Origin of the sequence: Pseudomonas sp. FP1742 (assembly GCF_030687145.1) — a bacterium.
In the GTDB taxonomy this organism is placed as follows: domain Bacteria; phylum Pseudomonadota; class Gammaproteobacteria; order Pseudomonadales; family Pseudomonadaceae; genus Aquipseudomonas; species Aquipseudomonas frederiksbergensis_D.
In genome coordinates this window covers 4,481,731-4,500,790 of the sequence record NZ_CP117460.1, presented here as the reverse complement: position 1 = coordinate 4,500,790, position 19,060 = coordinate 4,481,731, and the positions used below count along the sequence as shown (strand labels likewise).

18 protein-coding genes are annotated in these 19,060 nt (G+C 51.3%); 16 read left to right on the top strand and 2 right to left on the bottom strand.

Annotated features, from left to right (window positions below; translation table 11 throughout):
* The first annotated feature begins 135 nt into the window (after window positions 1–135).
* From PSH64_RS20165 to PSH64_RS20090, 16 genes are all read left to right on the top strand, one after another.
* Complete coding sequence (locus tag PSH64_RS20165) at window positions 136–1,407, top strand: DUF6369 family protein (RefSeq protein ID WP_305478371.1); 1,272 nt, start codon at window positions 136–138, stop codon at window positions 1,405–1,407.
* The gene (locus PSH64_RS20160) at window positions 1,404–2,864 is read left to right on the top strand and encodes an oligosaccharide flippase family protein (protein WP_305478369.1); all 1,461 of its coding nucleotides are present in this window, start codon (window positions 1,404–1,406) and stop codon (window positions 2,862–2,864) included. The genes PSH64_RS20165 and PSH64_RS20160 overlap by 4 nt, the downstream gene beginning before the upstream one ends.
* A complete protein-coding gene (locus PSH64_RS20155) occupies window positions 2,861–4,012 on the top strand; it encodes a polysaccharide pyruvyl transferase family protein (RefSeq protein WP_105347200.1) in 1,152 nt (383 codons plus the stop codon). The genes PSH64_RS20160 and PSH64_RS20155 overlap by 4 nt, the downstream gene beginning before the upstream one ends.
* Window positions 4,013–4,031: 19 nt before the next feature.
* Window positions 4,032–4,895, top strand: coding sequence for a polysaccharide lyase (locus PSH64_RS20150; RefSeq protein WP_305478366.1), 864 nt, complete (start codon window positions 4,032–4,034; stop codon window positions 4,893–4,895).
* On the top strand, window positions 4,896–5,438 hold the full coding sequence (locus PSH64_RS20145) for a DapH/DapD/GlmU-related protein (protein WP_105347198.1): 543 nt from the start codon (window positions 4,896–4,898) through the stop codon (window positions 5,436–5,438).
* 39 nt (window positions 5,439–5,477) lie between these two features.
* Entirely contained in the window at window positions 5,478–6,452 is a 975-nt protein-coding gene (locus tag PSH64_RS20140; protein WP_305478364.1) for a glycosyltransferase family 1 protein, read from the top strand.
* Window positions 6,453–6,487: 35 nt separating this feature from the next.
* On the top strand, window positions 6,488–6,943 hold the full coding sequence (locus tag PSH64_RS20135) for a UDP-N-acetylglucosamine transferase subunit ALG14 (RefSeq protein WP_244914256.1): 456 nt from the start codon (window positions 6,488–6,490) through the stop codon (window positions 6,941–6,943).
* A complete protein-coding gene (locus PSH64_RS20130; RefSeq protein ID WP_105347190.1) occupies window positions 6,944–7,420 on the top strand; it encodes a glycosyltransferase in 477 nt (158 codons plus the stop codon). It abuts the gene before it with no gap.
* A gap of 54 nt (window positions 7,421–7,474) precedes the next feature.
* Entirely contained in the window at window positions 7,475–8,902 is a 1,428-nt protein-coding gene (locus tag PSH64_RS20125; protein WP_105347188.1) for a mannose-1-phosphate guanylyltransferase/mannose-6-phosphate isomerase, read from the top strand.
* 12 nt (window positions 8,903–8,914) lie between these two features.
* On the top strand, window positions 8,915–10,258 hold the full coding sequence (locus PSH64_RS20120) for a UDP-glucose/GDP-mannose dehydrogenase family protein (RefSeq protein WP_105347186.1): 1,344 nt from the start codon (window positions 8,915–8,917) through the stop codon (window positions 10,256–10,258).
* Between the two features lie 423 nt (window positions 10,259–10,681).
* The gene (locus PSH64_RS20115; RefSeq protein ID WP_105347183.1) at window positions 10,682–10,960 is read left to right on the top strand and encodes a hypothetical protein; all 279 of its coding nucleotides are present in this window, start codon (window positions 10,682–10,684) and stop codon (window positions 10,958–10,960) included.
* An 87-nt stretch (window positions 10,961–11,047) separates the two neighbouring features.
* The gene (locus PSH64_RS20110) at window positions 11,048–12,160 is read left to right on the top strand and encodes a polysaccharide biosynthesis/export family protein (RefSeq protein ID WP_181150717.1); all 1,113 of its coding nucleotides are present in this window, start codon (window positions 11,048–11,050) and stop codon (window positions 12,158–12,160) included.
* A 14-nt stretch (window positions 12,161–12,174) separates the two neighbouring features.
* On the top strand, window positions 12,175–12,834 hold the full coding sequence (locus tag PSH64_RS20105; RefSeq protein WP_305478360.1) for a YjbF family lipoprotein: 660 nt from the start codon (window positions 12,175–12,177) through the stop codon (window positions 12,832–12,834).
* On the top strand, window positions 12,831–13,598 hold the full coding sequence (locus PSH64_RS20100; protein ID WP_305478358.1) for a capsule biosynthesis GfcC family protein: 768 nt from the start codon (window positions 12,831–12,833) through the stop codon (window positions 13,596–13,598). Before PSH64_RS20105 ends, PSH64_RS20100 begins: the two co-directional genes overlap by 4 nt.
* Window positions 13,599–13,606: 8 nt before the next feature.
* Window positions 13,607–15,697 carry a YjbH domain-containing protein gene (locus PSH64_RS20095; RefSeq protein WP_305478357.1) on the top strand — a complete coding sequence of 697 codons (2,091 nt, stop codon included), beginning with the start codon at window positions 13,607–13,609 and terminating at the stop codon, window positions 15,695–15,697.
* Entirely contained in the window at window positions 15,694–16,053 is a 360-nt protein-coding gene (locus PSH64_RS20090; RefSeq protein ID WP_105347170.1) for a VanZ family protein, read from the top strand. Before PSH64_RS20095 ends, PSH64_RS20090 begins: the two co-directional genes overlap by 4 nt.
* 423 nt (window positions 16,054–16,476) lie before the next feature.
* Here the strand turns inward: PSH64_RS20090 and PSH64_RS20085 are convergent, their stop codons facing one another.
* Window positions 16,477–17,871 (bottom strand): undecaprenyl-phosphate glucose phosphotransferase, encoded by a 1,395-nt coding sequence (locus PSH64_RS20085; protein WP_105347165.1) that lies wholly within the window; start codon window positions 17,869–17,871, stop codon window positions 16,477–16,479.
* Window positions 17,872–18,367: 496 nt separating this feature from the next.
* A complete protein-coding gene (locus PSH64_RS20080; RefSeq protein WP_105347162.1) occupies window positions 18,368–19,036 on the bottom strand; it encodes a winged helix-turn-helix domain-containing protein in 669 nt (222 codons plus the stop codon).
* Window positions 19,037–19,060 lie beyond the last annotated feature (24 nt).

The window sequence follows — 19,060 nt, the reverse complement described above, 5'->3', positions numbered from 1 at the left end:
CTTAGCCATGTCGATGTTTGGAATATAGATACACAGCACTGCAGACCAACAGAAGCCACGTTTTCAGGGAATGAACGAAAAATCCTGGGGCGGTAGCGTGTCAAATGACAACATCAGCATAAAGAATACCAAACCATGTTCTACCTGTTATCTCTTGTCGCCCTGTCAGCGGGTTTGCTTGCAGTAAAAAACCCAAAATACTCCATAGTATTTTTGGGCATAATGTTATCTGTGATCCCTACCGGAAACTCATACAGCGAAATAATCTCGCTCAAAGGCATCTATTTTTTTGATTTCTATATAGCTGGCGCACTCAGTGCCTTGCTGATAAGGCAGGCCGTGACACAGCGATCTCAATTAACGGTGCCTGCCGGACTTCTTTTTGGATGTGGACTGTATGTAGTGTTGCTCGCGTGCGGCCTGATAGGTTCTCCGAACAAATACTTATTAAAGGACGTTCGGCCGTTCATAATGATCCTGTCATTTATAGTGCTGACGAATGTCGCCACGCTCGCGGCGAAAACCTTGACGCTGCAAACGATACTGAAAATATTGATTGCAATGACAGCTTTCAATGTATTGGACATCGCCTGGCTGCGATTGGGTCTGTACAGTTTTCAAGACGTCTATTATGAAGAAAACGCCTACAGATACCTGGATGGCGGCACGTATGCAGCCGTTGCATATTTAATATATTACTTCATCGATCCCCGACTGTTTGAGGATAAGAAAAATCTGGCGAGGATCTGTTTGATGACTTCATTCATCTGTTTGTTCATCGCCAACTCAAGATTCATTTTTGTTTCTGTTTTTGCAGCTATCATTATTCATCAGTATACAAAACCTGCCCGAATGATAGGTGTCATACTACTAGGTTCAATCGTACTGATGGCTTTCATTGGAATCAGCAATATGATCGGTGCTGATCGAATCAATGATGCTTTATCGTCCGAAGGCCTGGCGGTTCAGTTAACCACTCGCTTCAGCCCTGCGCTGGACTTGATAAGCAACATGAATCCAATGCACTACTTTGTCGGGCTAGGGGCCGGAACCCCTTTTGAAATCCCCTGGTTTGAATACCGTGGTCTCGATGACAAAAACTCGAATATCGACAGTGCGTACTTAACATACTTCGTCAAGTATGGGGTGATCGGCTTGTACTTGCTGTTCATATTTATTACGTCCCTTGCCCATCATTTAAAAAATCAGGTCGCGGTATCAATAGCCACCTTTCTGGGGCTGATGTTTATCGTGTCGGCCACGCCTTATCAGCCGTACGCTATCGGAATCGCTTATAGCGCAATTATTTTACGTGTCTTTTCGGAGCACGCTGCCAGGCAACGTAAAAAAATACTGACCTTTCATCAACCGCTGATAGCCCCATCCTTACAGGTTAAAGCCAGATGAATAACACGCTGTTGAAAAGATTCGCGTCCAGTACTGCATGGAGTTTCATATCTGCGGTGGCCACGAAAGTCTCGGTTGTCATTACCGGCATACTGGTTGCCAGAGTATTGGGCGCACAATCATTTGGAGAATATGGCCTGATACAAAGTGCCATTGTCATGCTCGCCAATGTCGCAGCCCAGGCCACAACCACGGCGACGGCGAAGCATATTGGTCAATTTAAAGACACCTCCCCCGAAAAAACGGGCAGGGGTATCGCTTTAACGCTGATTTTTTCCTTGTCCTTTAGTTTTATGATCATCGGTATTGCGCTGTTTTTTCCGCATTTCTTTTCCACCATCATTCTCGGCTCCGACAACCTGAAATATGTATCACTGATTGTATTGAGTACCATCACGTTGATCATTTTATCTGGATGGACCCAAGGGTGTTTAACCGGCTGGGGGCAATATCGGTCTATTGCGACGATCAATGGAATTATCGCCATCGTCGCGATCCCCGCAACTTACGTCCTGACGACAAAATTCAGACTCAATGGTGCGCTGCTGGGGTTGGCTTGCTCCCAACTGCTAATCGTGTTCTTTAGCGCGCTTGCATGCTGGAAAATACTAAAGGCAAAGAACACTGCGCTGAATTTCATAGGTGCATTGACTGAAAAGCATACCGTTCTTTCGGTCGGACTCCCGGTGTTACTGACCGGGTTGATGGTCGCGCCAATGAATTGGTTTGCGAATAAATTGCTGGCGGAAACAAGTAACGGGCTCGCCGCGTTAGGTATGTACGCAGCCGCCATGCAGTGGAATGCAATATTTTCACATGTTTCTGTGGTATTAGGCTCCGTGCTTGTCCCCATGCTAGCGGCAATGCTGGGAGGTAAAAGCCGGAAATTAGATGCCTTGAATTTTTTATCAGGCTGGTTAGTCGTACTGATTATTATACAGCCAGTTATCATGTTCCCCGAACTGCTGGCCAAGCTCTATGGAAATAGCTTTCCTGGACGGGATTTTGAAATAACATTGACGTTGGTCATTCTGGGCTCGCTGCTAAGTGCATTTAAATCCGGCATTTCAAGAAAAATGATCGTGATGGATTTAGCCTGGTACAGCGTCATGAGTAATATTCTGTGGGGTGTATTGTTCATATCCGGAGCCCTGCTCCTGAGGGAGGAAGGCGCCATCGGCATTGCCAAAGCATTCATTGGCTCGCAATTAATACACTTCCTGCTAGGCTTACCCTATTTCATATACAAAAAAATATTGCCCTTGGAGTTGCTTATCTCCCCCAGGATATTGATCCTGTGGACATTGCCTTTCGTCAGTTTTATCTCAAGTTCTTACGTTGAAAGTGCCTTGTATCGATTGATGATCGTGGTCGTGATATTTATATATATTCTAGCGACAACATTTACCTTGAACACTATGTTCAATGAACCCGTAGAAATTGGAAGCCCAGCATGAATTCCAGTAAAGTTTATATCCGGGGTGCTTACGGCCCAGGTAATCTAGGTGATGATATATTGATGTTGTGTGTCATCAATATTCTGAAGAAAAGATTCAAAGAGTCGGACATTGCAGTGGGTGTGGATCATCCAGCTGTCGCCAAAAACTTTAACCCACGCATAAAATGGTTGCATATCAAGGAACCTGTCAAAGCCGATCTGGTTGTTTTAGGCGGAGGTGGTCAGTTTTTCTCGTTCATTCCTCCCGCCAGGAAGGCGTCCTCAATTCAACTTAAAGTGTCAAAGCTCTACAAGAGCATAAAAGCCCAAACCGATTTGAAGTCCACACTTTTACGATTGTATGTAGGGATGCGCGGCGGGATAGACAAAATATTCTTCCATCGTCGTCTTGCTGCATTCTGTATCGGTTTAGGCCCGTTTGATGGTGGCGGCAAGCCGCTGACTCGCGCAGTCAATGTCATTAATCGTTGTGACTATATTTCCGTCAGGGATGGTACAAGCCAAAAGCATTGCAATGCATTTGGAAAATCGGATGTAGATGTGTACACCGATCCGACCTTGCTTTCCGACCTATGGATCTCTAATACCGATCTGAAGATAAACAGCGTAAATAAGAACAAATACCTGTCATTTATCCTGCGGGATTGGCCGCATGATGCGAATGGGCAAAAATTCATCGAGGCGATGGTGCAGGCCGCTCATGAATTGTCCAAGCGTGGAGAGCAGGTTCGTCTGGTGTCACTGTATAAAGAACGTGACCAGCACCTTATCGATAAGCACCACACGTTTGAATGGTTGTGCTGGGATGCCGCCATCGACACGCCAGAGACGTTCATGGCGAAATTGATCGTTGAGTCCGATGTCATTATCAGCGCCAGGGCGCACGGTGTGCTTTTGCCGGCTTCCTTAGGTTATCCAACCATTGCAGTTGAGATCGAAAACAAGCTAAAGAAAGTACATGAGATGCTTCCTCGCGGCACCAAACTGGTCAGCGCTCCTGACCATAACCTGATGATCGCGACCATTGGCGAATTCAGGCAAGCCAAAGAGCAAATGGCAGAGCACCTCAAGCAAGAGATTTCACAGCGATCATCCATCGCCCAAAATGCCGTTGATGATTTTTTGGCGTGGGTCGATAAAAAATAAAACGAGAGGGGCCACTGACGTGAAAAAAAAAGCCTCGGCGCTACTCACCTTAGCCTTCTCTCTGCATGTGGCTATGAGCAGTGCATCCGACATAACTGACCGCTGCGAGCAAAGTATTGAAAACATCTATCCATCCCTTCCAGATGTTTCACAGGGGTTCGCCGGCCGTCATCGCAATAGCGACGAACACGACAATATAAAAGGCAGCGCCAATTTAACAAACAAGGCTTACAGTAATGAAATAAAAGACATTACGGTACATTATCCCGCCGGGTCGTACGATCCAGGTTCTATGGTCCGGTTGGGTTTGCCCTATGGGGGGATTGAATTCAAATCCAGGCTCAAGCAGCCGGGTAGAGAATGCCTGGTTCTTACTTATGAATTGAAATTCGATAAGAACTTTAACTTTGTAAAGGGCGGAAAGCTTCCAGGTCTCTACGGCGGTACAGGCAATACAGGAGGGAAAATACCTAATGGCCATGATGGCTTTTCCACTCGCTACATATGGAAAGAAAATGGCGTTGGTGCAATCTATGCTTATTTGCCCACCAGTAAAACATGGGGAACAGCAATAGGCCTGGGTTCCTGGACCTTTAGTGTCGGCGAGTGGCATACATTAGAGCAACTCGTAAAGTTGAATACACCGGGTCGCGCCGATGGCGTGATTTCTATTTGGTACGATAGGAAACTGGTGCACTCTGAAACCGGGCTGACGTTCAGAGACACTAAAAACCTGACGATCGATGGATTGTTGTTCTCTACTTTCTTCGGTGGAAATAACGCGTCCTTCGCCACGCCTGCCAGCACCAATATTCAGTTCAGAAATTTTGTAATGAGTTCACATCGCATCGCTAATACATCGGGGCATGGCGCAGGTAACTAAATGAAGAACTTGAAGCTCAACACCAAGAAGGTGGCCGTTGCCTTGTTTAATTCGGCACTTAACCTGGTTTTCTTTTTCAGCTTGAGACGGTCACTGCTGAGGGTAACGGGATGCCGTATCGGCGTTAAGACTACCGTCCATAGAAAGGTCATTTTTTTTTCATTTGGAAAGTTTTCAGTAGGAAAGAATTGCACCATAAATTACAACTGCTATATGGATAACAGGGTCGGAATCCGCATCGGCGACAACGTCAACATCTCTCATAACACAAAAATTTATACACTGGGACACGATATCGATGACCCCATGAGTCGCACTGTCGGGAAGCCGGTTGTCATTGAAGATAATGTATGGATCTTTCCCAGTGTAATGATTATGCCAGGCGTCACGATAGGGAAGGGTGCAGTCGTTTATCCCGGTAGCGTTGTCACGCGCAATATTGAAGCGTATTCGATTGCGGGAGGGAATCCGGCTAAACATATTCGCTTCAGAAATAAAAACATTCAGTACAGCGCTGATTTTCCTATTTGGTTTGCATTGTAGTACTCCATTTCCATCACTCTTCTTACGCAGGATTCAGAAGTGAAATCATTAATGATCGCATGGGTCGGCTATCAACGACGCGCCGACACAATGAAACAATATTGGGCGTATGACATTCTGCATCTTCCTAATAAATTCAAAAAAAAATCTGCACGTCCATTGGACTATTTGATTAAAGCGTTTAAAACGATTAAATCACTTTTCGTCAGTGCGCCACAGGTTCTTTGGGTCCAGTTACCACCGAGCCCTGTGTTGCACATCGCACTGGCGTATAAGTTTTTTATTAACAGACGCCTCAAGATTATTGCCGATGTGCATAATAGTTTGTTACGCAAGCAATGGATAACCTTCCCGGGCACAGTGTCCTTGCTCAATAAAATCGATGCCGTTGTGGTGCATAACTTCAAAGTCAAAGAGGAGTTGGCCCGCTCAGGCGTTAATGTGGAAAACATTTTTATCCTGGAGGATTTGCCGTGTGATTTTAATACTCCCCCTGCCAGTGATCATCAGACACCTTACGTACTTTTTCCCTGCTCTTTCGATGTCGACGAGCCGATAGAAATCGTTATTAAGGCAGCCAGAGAAATGCCGAATGTAGACTTTTTTATCACCGGGAGGTACGGAGGCAAGTTATCCGGAGCTCTCATAGCGTCAATGCCAGACAATATAAAGCTTACGGGTTTTCTGAGTAAGTTGACTTTCGAGCAATTGCTGTGTAACGCCAATGTCGTTCTCGGCCTGACAACGCGCGACAATGTCCAGTTGAGTGTGGCGAACGAAGCGGTTAGCGCCGGCCGGCCGATGGCACTTTCGAATACACCGGTGCTGCGTTCATTGTTTTCGGACGCGGCTGTATTTGTTGATACGTTAGACCCTCTGTCAATAAAGTTTGGGCTTTCTCAACTCATCGAGAATGAAGAGCTTTATAAAGAAAAATCAGCTTTGTTGAAAGCCAAGCGAATAACACGTTGGGAGGGGCAAGCGGAATTATTAAAAGCGGCTGTTACCATCTGATGATGTCTATTAATCCTGGCAGAAAGGGATCCGTCATGAATCAATCGTATGATGTTTTACTGATTTGTTCCGGAGGTGGGCACTGGGTACAAATGAGCAAACTGCTTCCAGCGTTTGACGGGCAGAAAGTCAACATTGCCACCGTCGATACAAGCGTTCACTCACAGTACCCACTTCACGACTTTGTTAAAGTTCCCGATTTCAATAGAAGTGAGCCCTTCAAGATAATGAAGGGGTTCTATCAAATCTTCAATATCGTTTACCAGAGCAAGGCGAAATACGTCATCTCTACGGGGGCTGCGCCGGGTCTGCTGGGTTTGATCACAGCAAAGATCATGGGAAAAAAAACGCTCTGGATTGATAGCATCGCGAATCCTAAAAAAATCTCCCTGTCCGGCAGAATCGCTTCTTATTTTGTAGATGAATTGCTCACGCAGTGGCCCACTCTTTCGGAAAACGGCAGGGCTCAGTATAAAGGGAGGGTTGTATAAATGATATTTTGCAGCGTTGGCACTCAAGCACCCTTTGAGAGAATGCTCAGCTATTTAAGCGAATGGAGTCATGCAAACCCTGATGTCCCTATTGTCGCCCAGGTCGGCAATGACGAAAGGGACTTGGGCCGCATTAATGCGTTCAAGACAATAGCCGAGCCTTTTTTTTCCAAAAACTTCAACGCCTCAACAGTCGTCGTCTCACATGCGGGCATGGGTAATATCATTCGCTCGCTTGAATTGGGAAAGCCAATAGTTGTCGTGCCCCGGGACAGCAGTCGCGGTGAACACATTAATAACCATCAGTACGACACCGTCGAGAATTTTTCGGGCTTTCCATCTGTTTTCATCGCCCATGATAAAGACGAGTTTTTTTCGGCTATTGATTCAGCACTCAATTACAACAATGCTGAAATCCCGTTGGATTTCACAGAAAGAGATCGCTTGATCGATTATATAAGATCATTTACGTCCTGAATCTTTGCTGCTTATCGGCACCTTTCTATAACTTTTAATTATTGAGTAATCGCTATGATTCCAGTTATTTTGTCTGGTGGCTCAGGCACGCGTCTGTGGCCACTTTCAAGAGCACTCAAGCCCAAGCAATTTATGTCGATACACGGTGATTTGAGTTTGTTTCAAGCCACTTTGGATCGAGTAAAAAGTCTGTCTGCAGAAGGGGATAGCTTGAGTCCTCCGATAATCGTTTGTAACGAAGATCATCGTTTTATCGTGGCCGAGCAAAGCAGATCGCTGGATGTAAAGCCCCAAAAAATACTATTGGAACCCTCTGCACGAAATACTGCGCCCGCTATAGCCGCTGCGACACTGACAGCTTTGGAGGGCGGGGATGATCCTATTCTGTTGGTTTTAGCTGCGGACCATGTCATCACCGACGTTGACGCTTTTAAAGCCTCGCTGGCATTGGCGAAGCTGGAAGTCAACAAAGGTAGAATTGTCACCTTCGGGGTTGCCCCTACGAAGCCAGAGACTGGTTATGGCTATATTCGTACTCAAATTGATGCTACCGACGGCGTTGCGCACATCGATGCTTTTGTAGAAAAGCCTGACCTGGAAACAGCACAAAGCTACCTTGCCCAAGGAAATTATTTCTGGAATAGCGGAATGTTTATGTTCCGGGCTTCCGTCATGAAATCCGAACTGGAACGCTTGAGTCCTGACATCGTTGTCGCGGCAGAACTTTCTCTCGCTAACGCAACGCATGACCAGGACTTCACAAGACTCAGTCAGGTAGACTTCGTGAACGCTCCCAATGTGTCAATTGATTATGCGGTCATGGAAAAAACCAACATCGCGTCAGTCGTTATCCTTAACTCCAGCTGGAGCGACCTTGGTGCATGGGATTCGGTTTGGGAAGCGGGAATGAAGGATGAAAATGAAAACTGCACACAAGGGGATGTATTGCTGCAAGGCGTTACCAACAGCTATGTTCACTCCAGCCACCGTCTGGTCACTGTTCTAGGTATCAGTGACGTCGTTGTTGTGGAGACCTCGGACGCGATATTGGTGACGACTAAGGACCGTTCTCAAGATGTCAAGAAAATAGTCTCTGAGCTCACTAAAAACAATCGAGTCGAGGGCGCTAGCCATCGTGAAGTCTATAGGCCCTGGGGGAAGTATGACTCAGTGGACCAAGGGCATAGATATCAAGTGAAGCGAATCACCGTGAAGCCGGGGCATAAACTTTCCGTTCAGCTTCACCATCATCGGGCAGAGCACTGGATTGTGGTGTCAGGCACCGCCAATGTGCAAATTGCTGACAAACAGGTGTTATTGACCGAAAACCAATCCACCTACATACCCATTGGGGTTGTGCACTCCCTTGAAAATCCAGGGCGAATCCCTCTTGAATTGATAGAAGTTCAATCAGGTTCCTACCTCGGCGAAGATGACATCGTTCGTTTTGAAGATCGTTATGGCCGTCTCGAACTCATCTAAAGGATTATTGAAATGAATGTTACGGTTTTTGGAATAGGCTATGTGGGCCTGGTGCAGGCGGCTGTACTTGCTGACGCAGGTCATGACGTATGTTGCGTAGACGTCGACGCTATTAAAGTCGAGAATCTGAAGAATGGAATTATTCCTATCTATGAGCCTGGATTAAGTGCCCTCGTAGAAAAATGCCATGAAGCAGGACGTTTACATTTCACAACCGATGCAGCACAAGGTGTGCATCATGGTGAAATCCAATTCATTGCAGTGGGTACGCCTCCAGATGACGACGGCAGCGCTGATTTAAAATATGTGCTGTCCGTTGCCACCACCATTGCACTCAACATGACGGAGGCTAAAATCATCGTGAACAAGTCTACTGTGCCTGTTGGCACGGCAGATAAAGTCAGGGCTAAAGTTTCCGAAGTATTGAAGTCCCGGGATCTTGAGGTGGAGTTTCACGTTATCTCCAACCCCGAGTTCCTGAAGGAAGGTTCTGCGGTAGCAGACTGCACTCGTCCCGATAGAATTATCATAGGCAGTGATAGCAGTTACGCGGTGGACCGAATGAGGGAGCTCTATGAACCTTTCAACAGAAACCACGAAAAAATTATCACGATGGACATCAGAAGTGCCGAACTGACGAAGTATGCGGCCAACTGTCTATTGGCAACAAAAATTTCATTCATGAATGAGATGGCTAATTTCGCCGAACGATTGGGCGCAGACATTGAGGCCGTTCGTAAAGGCATTGGCTCTGATCCAAGGATTGGCTACGACTTTATCTACCCGGGCTGCGGCTATGGCGGTTCCTGTTTCCCAAAAGATGTACAAGCCCTGGAACGCACCGCGTCGTCGATCGGTTATAAAGCAACACTTTTGTCAGCCGTAGAAGAAGTCAACAAGCGACAAAAGGAGCATCTGTTCGAGCATATCCAACATCACTTCAATGGCCATCTGGAGGGCAAAACATTTGCGATTTGGGGGTTGGCTTTCAAGCCCAATACAGATGATATGCGCGAAGCATCCAGCCGCGTCCTGATTGAGCAGTTGCGTAGTGTCGGCGCCAGAATACAAGCCTTCGACCCCGAAGCGATGGCCGAAACACAACGCATTTATGGAATGAATGAAGACTTGCTGCTAATGGGTACCAAAGAAGCCGCGCTTCAAGGTGCCGATGCTCTGGTCATTGTTACAGAATGGCGCGAATTCAAAGCCCCTGACCTGGATTTTATAAAAGAAAAACTCAGCACTCCTGTCATATTTGACGGCCGTAACATATTCGACCCTCATCGGATGAAGGCCAATGGATTCGACTATTATGGTATTGGTCGCGGTCTATCGGTAAGGCCAGTCATTTAATTCTGCCCTGGCCGCACTCAGGAAAGTCGCCATAAATCCCGTTCCAGACTTGTCCGCGTGCTGGCGCGGACAAGTCCGATAGTCAAGAAGCCTGGATAATGCTGACCATTAATAACAATGCTTCAGCGCGTCGTCAGGTTGGCTTTCAATAATGGGTAGCGAAAATCAGCTGAAATTCGGCTAATTCCGTAAAAAGCCAGCAGAAGTCGCGAGCCAGCCCTGGTTCGCGCGCAGTCCATGCAAGCCTTTTGAAGAATGTTGGCCACTGGTTTACGTTATCGACGAGTGAGATGATTCCCAGGGGGCGACGTGCGTGATCTGACAAGATCTTTGTGCAGTGATCATTGCCTCTTCATCTCCGTTCCATTCCTGCTCCCTTATTATGAAGTTATATAAGGGTTTAATATCGAGAAGGAGTCTGATATGAAGAAACTACTTACGGCCAGCTTGCTGGCTGTCATCAGTACCGCTGCGTTGGCGGCGGATGAACCACCGGCTGAAACGGCGAGCGAATCACTGAGCGAACCACTGTCCCTTAACACTCCGCTGGTTGGGGGGGTGACGGTTGCCGATACCATGTTGGTGGGTGCGGCTATTGTTGGTGCTGCAGCGGCTGCTTCAAATTCTGGTGGCAATTCCAATGGCGGTACCTCTGGAACAGGCGGCACAACCGGTACAGGTGGTACGACAGGTACCAACTAATACCCCGCGAAGTATGTTGTTCAAGATCACTCAGAACTTTCTGGGTGATCTTGTTTTAGACTTGCCCTCGACTAGCGTAGTGCCATTATGATCCGTAGGTTATCTGTTGTTTTGCTGGCAAGTATCAGCTTGCACGGCTGTATGTTTTCGCCTGGTCAACACATGGACACCAGTCAAATGATCAGTGACGGCTCTCCAGAAAGTAGCCGAGTGGAACTTATTCCCATCACGCCTAAATTGATTGCCATGGATGCCGCCACGCAAGTTCGCGAATCGGTTCCCCCGGCGTTGTTGTCCTATGTTCCAGGCGGTTATCGAGTGGGGGCCAATGACCTGTTGTTCATCACGGTCTGGGATCACCCCGAGTTGACGGCACCTTCGGGACCGCAGCAGCAACTCGATGCCAACGGTCGTCTGGTGCGTCCGGACGGTACGTTGTTTTATCCCTACATCGGTAATGTTCCGGCCGCCGGTAAAACCATCGAAGAGTTGCGGGCCTTTATTGCCGAGCGCTTGTCGCAATTTGTCGAAAGCCCACAGGTTGATGTCAGCGTATTGCGCTTCGCCAGTCAGACGGTGGTGATTTCCGGTGCGGTGCTCAAAGCCGGACAGCAACCGATCACCACCAACCCGCTGAGCGTAGTAGAAGCCATTGGCGCGGCCGGTGTGGACCCCTCGAATGCGGATCTGTCAGGCCTGACGCTGACCCGGGACGGACGCGAATACAAGCTTGACCTGGACACCCTCAATCGCCAGGACTCACAGCTGCAAGGTATCTACCTCAAGGGCGGCGACCGGTTGTACTTGCCCTATAACGACCAAAAGCGGATTTATGTCATGGGCGAGGTCAACCAGCCTCGTGCCCTGAGTTTCAAGAGCAAGTCGATCAACTTGACCGATGCTCTCGGCACGGTTGGCGGCTTGAACCAGACCACCTCCAACGGCAACGCGGTGTATGTGATTCGCGGTGCGGACCACCTGGAAACCGAACCGGCCAAGGTGTTCCAGCTCGATGCCGAATCCCCTTCGGCCCTGGTACTGGCCACCCGTTTCGACTTGCAGCCACAAGACATCGTCTATGTCGGCCCGGCCGGCGTGACGCGCTGGAACCGCCTGATCAGTCAGCTTCTGCCTACGGCCTCCATCCTGGGGACCGGTGCCCGCTCACTTAACGATCTCAGCGAAGCCAACAGCAGATAAGGCTCAATCCCGCCGTGAAAAATTTGCCTACCTGCGCCTCTCTGACGATGGCGCTCTTGCTGTGCGGGTGTAATCCGTTGATGCAGGCTTCCTTGGACACGCTTGAAGCGTCTGTCACGGGGCCTGCTTCCATCAACGTGACCCGTGCTCAGGTCGACGCCGTGCCGTACCCGCAGATCCTGGTCACCACCACCTCCAGCGAGGGGGTGATGGCCATGGCTCGCCGGCGGGGCGACCTGCAGTTCTGGGTCGCTTCCGGCAAGCAAGTGCTGATGATGCGCGACGGTCTGGTGGTACGCACCGTCGGGCTGGGCGTTTCGCTGGATGGCACTCACTTCAATGATGAGTCGCCCTTCAAGCGGGGTCTTCAGCATTTGCCGGACGGTTACACCAGCACACGCTGGATCGACATCTACGACGGCAATCGGATCGGTGTCGCGGTCAACAGCCGTTTCAGCCCTCACGGCATCGAGACCATCAGCATTCTGGACAAGGATTACGCCTTGCTGCGCATCGACGAGCAGGTGGAAGCACCCACCCTGAATTTCCGCGCCACCAACCGCTACTGGGTCGACCCCCAGGACGGTTTCATCCTGCGCAGCGAGCAGCATCTGACGCCGCGGCTGTTTCTGAAAATCGTGCAACTGCGCCCTGACAGGGGAGCTGCCCGGTGAAGCGTTCAAACCTTTTCTTGCTGGGCCTGCTACTGGCCGGCTCGGGCGTGGGCCAGGCGGCCGTCACGGTCAGTGGCGACGTGCGCAGCCCCGGCCATTTCGATATCAAACCCGGTGCCCGCTTACTGGACGTCATTCTCCGCGCCCAACCCAACGCCGAAAGTTACTGGCTGGGGGCTGCGTGGTTGCACCATTCATTACTGGATAAGCAGGCGCGTTTGAAGGCGGGCGTCCTGTTTGATCTGAAACTGCTGCAACGGGGGGCCTTGCTCGATGGCAAAAACACGCGAGCGAACCTGAGCGCGCGCCTGTATGAACAGGTCGAGCAACTGCCGGTTACCGGACGCCAGGTTGCAGTGCTGGACCCGATCGCCGTGGAAACGGGGTTCGCCCGCAACTCACTGCTGGATGATGGCGACCGGCTGATTTACCCCGGGCGGCCGTCCACCGTGGAAGTCCTCGGTGCAGTCGCGCAGCCTTGTCATGTGCCTTACCGCGCCCTGCGGGAAATCCGTGCCTATGCCCAGGACTGCACGGTCATCGACGATGCCGAACGCGATTATCTGTGGCTGATCCAGCCCGACGGCCAGGTTCGGCGCGTGGGCGTGGCAGCCTGGAATCGCGAGGACGGCGTGGTGGCGGCACCCGGCAGCAGGATTCTGGTGCCGATCCGAAGCGACGATCTTGAGACGCCGACCCCTGAGCTCAATCAACAACTGGCCGAGTTTCTCGCCACTCAACCGCTGGCTGAGGTGGCCCCTTGAAGTGCCCGTTGAAGTTACATTTTGCTGCTGTATTGCTCCTGCCCTGCGGCTTGGTTCACGGTGAACCGCGCTACACCCAGAGTGATTTTGGTGGCGTCGGTCTGTTACAGACCCCCACCGCGCGCATGGCCCCTGCGGGGGAGTTGAGCGTCACAGCCAGTCGTACCGACCCTTACTCGCGCTACAGTTTTTCCTTGCAACCGTTCGATTGGCTGGAGGGCTCGTTTCGTTACACCGCGATCACCAACCGCAAGTACGGCGCCGAGGCGTTGAGCGGCGACCAGAGCTTCAAAGACAAGGCCATCGATTTCAAGGCGCGGCTTTGGGAGGAAAGTCACTGGGCACCACAGGTCGCCATCGGTGCCCGGGACATCGGCGGTACCGGGCTGTTTTCCAGTGAGTATTTCGTTGCCAACAAGCGTTATGGCAACCTCGATTTCAGCCTTGGCGTCGCCTGGGGCTATCTGGGTAATCGAGGGGATTTCAGTAACCCGCTTTCGGTTTTCGGCAGCCAGTTCAACGACCGCCCGCAGAGCAGCGCAGTTGTCGCCAGGGCGGGGGATGTGAACGCCAACGCGTATTTCAGGGGCAAACCTTCGTTGTTTGGCGGAGTTGCCTATCAAACGCCTTGGGAACCGCTGAGCGTGAAGATCGAGTATGAGGGCAACGATTACAAGAACGAGCCATTGGCCAACCCGATCAAGCAAGACCTGCCGATCAACTTCGGCGTGGTCTACAAACTCGCTGACAGTGTCGATCTGAGCGCCGGCTGGGAGCGCGGTAACACCGCGATGTTCGGCATCACCCTGCACACCAACTTCGTCAGCCGCAAGGCGCCGGTGAAGACCTATGACCCTCCCGCCGAGCCGCTGTCGGCGCAGGCACCGTCGACCCCGACCGACCAGGTCAACTGGGCCGATGTCTCCAACCGGCTACAGCAAAATGCCGGCTATAAGGTCAAGCGCATCACCCAACGTGGTTCGGAGCTGATGGTGTATGGCGAGCAGTCTCGCTATTTTTATTCGGCCAAGGCCGTTGGGCGGGCCAGCCGGATTCTCGATAACAGCGTCAATCAGGACATCGACTGGTTCACCCTGGTGAATCAGCGTTATGACATGTCCATCGAGGAAACCAGCGTACCGCGGGAAACTTTCCGCGCGGTGGTGAACAACGATCAACCGCTGAAGGATCTGCACCGCACGACCGAAGTCAACCCGGCGACTGCGCACCGGGAAACCACGCTCTACACCCAGGCGCTGGAACCGTTCAGCTATGGTTTGGGCCTGGGCTACAAACAGAACATCGGCGGCCCCGACGGTTTGCTCTATCAGTTCACTGCCGATGCCGACGCGGAGTACCGTTTCACCCGCAACACCTGGTGGAGCGGCCTGCTCAGCGCCAACCTGCTGAACAACTACGACAAGTTCACCTACGATGCGCCGAGCGGGTTGCCGCGAGTGCGTACCGACTTGCGCAAATACCTGACCACCTCTGATGTGACGATGCCGACGTTTCAGTTCAACCACGCGGCGCGGCTGGATCAGGACCTGTATGGCATGGTCTATGGCGGTTATCTGGAGTCCATGTATGCCGGGGTCGGCAGTGAAGTGCTGTTTCGACCCGCGGGGAAACGCTGGTCGGTGGGTGCTGACCTGAACTTCGTGCGTCAGCGGGATTTTGATCAGGGTTTCGGCCTGCGCGATTACCAGACCATAACGGGCCATGTCACCGGCTATACTGAATTGCCTAACGATGTGCTTGCAGCGGTCAGTGTCGGGCGTTATCTGGCGCGGGACTGGGGCACCACCGTCGACTTGTCGCGGCAGTTCAAGAACGGCGTGAAATTTGGCGGCTGGGTCACCCTGACCACCGCATCGAAGGCGGAATATGGTGAGGGCAGCTTCGACAAAGGGATCTATATTTCCATCCCGTTCGACGAGTTGATGAGTACCTCGACCATGCGCCGTGCCAATATCGTCTGGGCGCCACTGACCCGTGACGGTGGTGCACGCCTGAACCGTTCCTACTCGTTGCAGACCATGACCGACGGGCGTAACAGCGACCTGTTCTACAACAACTTCGAGAAAATCACCGAATGATCACGTGGCTCAAAGGCTTGGTCGAGTTGCCGTTCTGGCTCCGGGGCCTGGCCTTTGCCGCGGTGACGGTGATTCTGCTGTACGCAGGTTTGCGCTCTCAGCCGATCCCGGAGCTGTTTGTCGAAGAGGACAAGCTGCATCACTGGATCGGCTTTCTGGTGTTTGCGTGCAGTTGTCGTCTGGCCTTCCCCAACGTGAAGTTTCTTTGGGTCGCCTCTGGGTGTTTGCTCACCGGCGTACTCATTGAGCTCGCGCAAGGTTTGATGCCGCTGCGCACGGCTTCACCCTACGACATGCTGGCTAATTGCATCGGCGTGTTGATGGGGTTGTTGGTCTCAAGGTACTGGGCGCGCTGAAAGGCGTCAGGCACCTGGCAGTTTGTCGGCATGTGGTAACCGTTGATCCTCGCTGTATCCCCCCTCCAGCAACACTTCTCTTGTCACTCTATCCACCCGTAGCAGCTGCCGAGCCCGCGAGGCAGCGTTCGGCTGCGCAGCAGTCGTGAATCCGGTCGACGCGGTTTGCCTGATGCACCGCAAGTTCTGGTTTGACGACTGCTGCGCAGCCGAACGCAGCCTCGCAGGCTCGGCAGCTGCTACGGGCGAACGAGGGCTCGGCAGCGGCTACAGAGCCGAATGCAGTCTTTGGCAGATGACAAAACAATGTGTGAATGGGGTTAAGCAGGGAGGAGGGGCTCCGGGCAGTCAGAGATCTGACTGCCCGGACTGCGGCCTTGTTAAGCCACAAGCTGAATCATAGGCGGGGGGGAATCGAGGCGGTTAATAGATGTCCTTGGAAAAAAGCGTGAAAGGAGTCTTGATCAGGATCTTGATGTCGAGCCACAACGACCAGTTATTGATGTAGTTGAGGTCGATCTCCACACGCTTTTGCATCTTGTCCAGGGTCTCTGTTTCGCCACGGCAGCCGCTGATCTGGGCCAACCCGGTGATGCCCGGCTTGATTCGATGGCGGGCCATGTAGGCCTGGATCTTGCCCGTGTAGTAGTCGTTATGCGCAATCGCATGTGGCCGCGGTCCGACCAGCGCCATATGGCCTTGCAGCACGTTGATGAACTGCGGCAATTCATCGATGGACGTGCGTCGTATGAAACGACCGACCGGAGTAATGCGCGGGTCTTCACGGCCGGCCTGGCGAACCTGGTGGTCGTCGTGCAGGCGCATGGAGCGGAATTTCCAGACCTTGATGATCTTGCCGTTCCAGCCATGCCGTTCCTGTTTGAAGATGATCGGGCCAGGGGAGGAGATCTTCACCGCGACGGCGATTATCAGAAGCAACGGACTGAAACCGATCAGCGCCAGGGCGGCGAGGCCTCTGTCCAGCAGGGTCTTGCTCAGCGCCGCCGTCGGGTAACTGGTCAGCGGGCTTTCATTGAGGTGGATGGCGGGCAGGCCATCCAGTTCGCTGACGGAGTGATTGAGCAACGTCATGCTGCCCAGGTCGGGAACCCAGACTACATCCACATTCGAGTCGAGGAGGTCGATGTACAGCGCTTCGACCTGTTTGGCTTCGCTCAAGGGCAGCGCGATGTACAGCCGCCGGACATCGTGCACCCGGATCAACTCACGCAGCTCTTGCAGCTGGCCCACGATCCTGTGGGCATTGACGTTGGTCGACAGCTCGTTGGGTTTTGAGCTGATCAGGCCGACCAGAGGCGGAAATTCGGTTTTGGCCAGTTTGTCCGCCAGATTCACCGCCAATTGGTCGGTGCCGATGATCAGGGTGTTGTATTGGCTGTGCAATTGCCGATGGTAGTGCCTGGAAAAACTGTGCAAAGGCAGATACAGCAACGCCTGCACGCAATAACCGGCAGCGGCCCAGACCAGAATGATTTCCCGGGAGAACAATTCGCTGGTCTTGCTGAGAAAGCCGATGCTGGTCAAGCCGGCCAGCGTCAGCAGCCACCCCAGCAGCAGTCGACCCAGGCCGCTGAGGTAACCATGTTGCTTGTGATAGACCAGCAGCAGGGAGTAAGAAGGGACCGAGCCCAGGAAAGTCAGCACCGCAAGTACACGATAATGAGCTTCGATTTCTCCTGTCTGATACAGCGCCAGAGCAAATAACAACGCATTGACCGAAGTGATGGCAATTATCCATTGCCCCCAGAAGGTCAGTCCTTTGGTAATGCTGTTTCGATTAATACGATTATGTACCATCGCGGTATTCCTCGGGCATGCGCCACGTTGTGTATCAGTCGACGGTTAATAAATGGCAGCCACGCGCAAAGGCTGAGCGAACGCAGTTCAGTCAGAAGTCATTTTTATTATTGGAAGGGAGTAACGCGGTCTTTTGGCGGGCCATCCGGTTGTTGTTTTCAAGTCAGCTGATACGGTTGTCTCAGTGTCCGGTTTTTATACTAGTACCTTAATCTGTGTGGGTGTCTGACGAATTATAACGACTGCTCTCTCTCTGAGGCCTTGTTATAAAAGGTCGTGCTCTTTTGTTAGGTGGGCACCGCTAAACCGTCTATATAATTACGGAGCCTGGTTAAGCGCTTGTCAAAACATGGGGAGGAAACCGGACAGGAACTAAGTCGAGAAGGAGGTGCAAGAGAACAGACCACGGGAATGCAGGACGAGGCGGTTAGGCAGTCAAGCGGTATCGGGTTGGGGCGGGAAGTCGCATTTCTTATTGTTGTTTTTGCGATCTCGCTCAGTAAGCGACTCTTATCCGTTGTGCCAGGCAATAACCACGGTTTCTGACCGAGCGAATAAGTCGGTCGCCGTTGGCGGCAGTCTTGAATTTTTTCTGCAACCGGCTCAAGCACATTTCAAGACCGCTATAATGCTCCGGATCTTTATCGATGCGTAGTATAAGATCGTTCTTGCTGAGTACCCGTCGATCACTGATGACCAGTTGCGTGAGCATTAACGATTCGGTCCCGGTCAACGGGATGGTTATATCTTCCTTGACTAATGTTCTGTCATCAGCATTAAACCACCAGATGTCGGGGTTGCCTTGCGATTCTTTCACTCGGCTGACTGCCGAGATGAACTCTTCGTCGGCCACCGGCTTCTTCAGGAAACCATCAATTCCGAAGTGCGAGAAGTGATGAAGTTCTGAATGTTCCGAGCTGGGGGTTATCAGTATGATTTCCGCATCCTTTTGATTCTTGCGGATAAAGCTGACATCGCTCAGCGATATGTCGGCCTGATCGAGCAGGATGTGCGTGAATCGACTCTTTCGGATGCGTTCGCTGCTGAGTTTGCCGGATTCGATTTCAAAAGATAAATACAGGCGTTGTGCGAGAAGCGATTCTATTGCTTGTCGTGCCAGTTGATCTCGGGTGAAAATTAGAAAGCTGTTGTTTGACGTATTCACTATAAGGCTCCTTCCTAGTTTGGT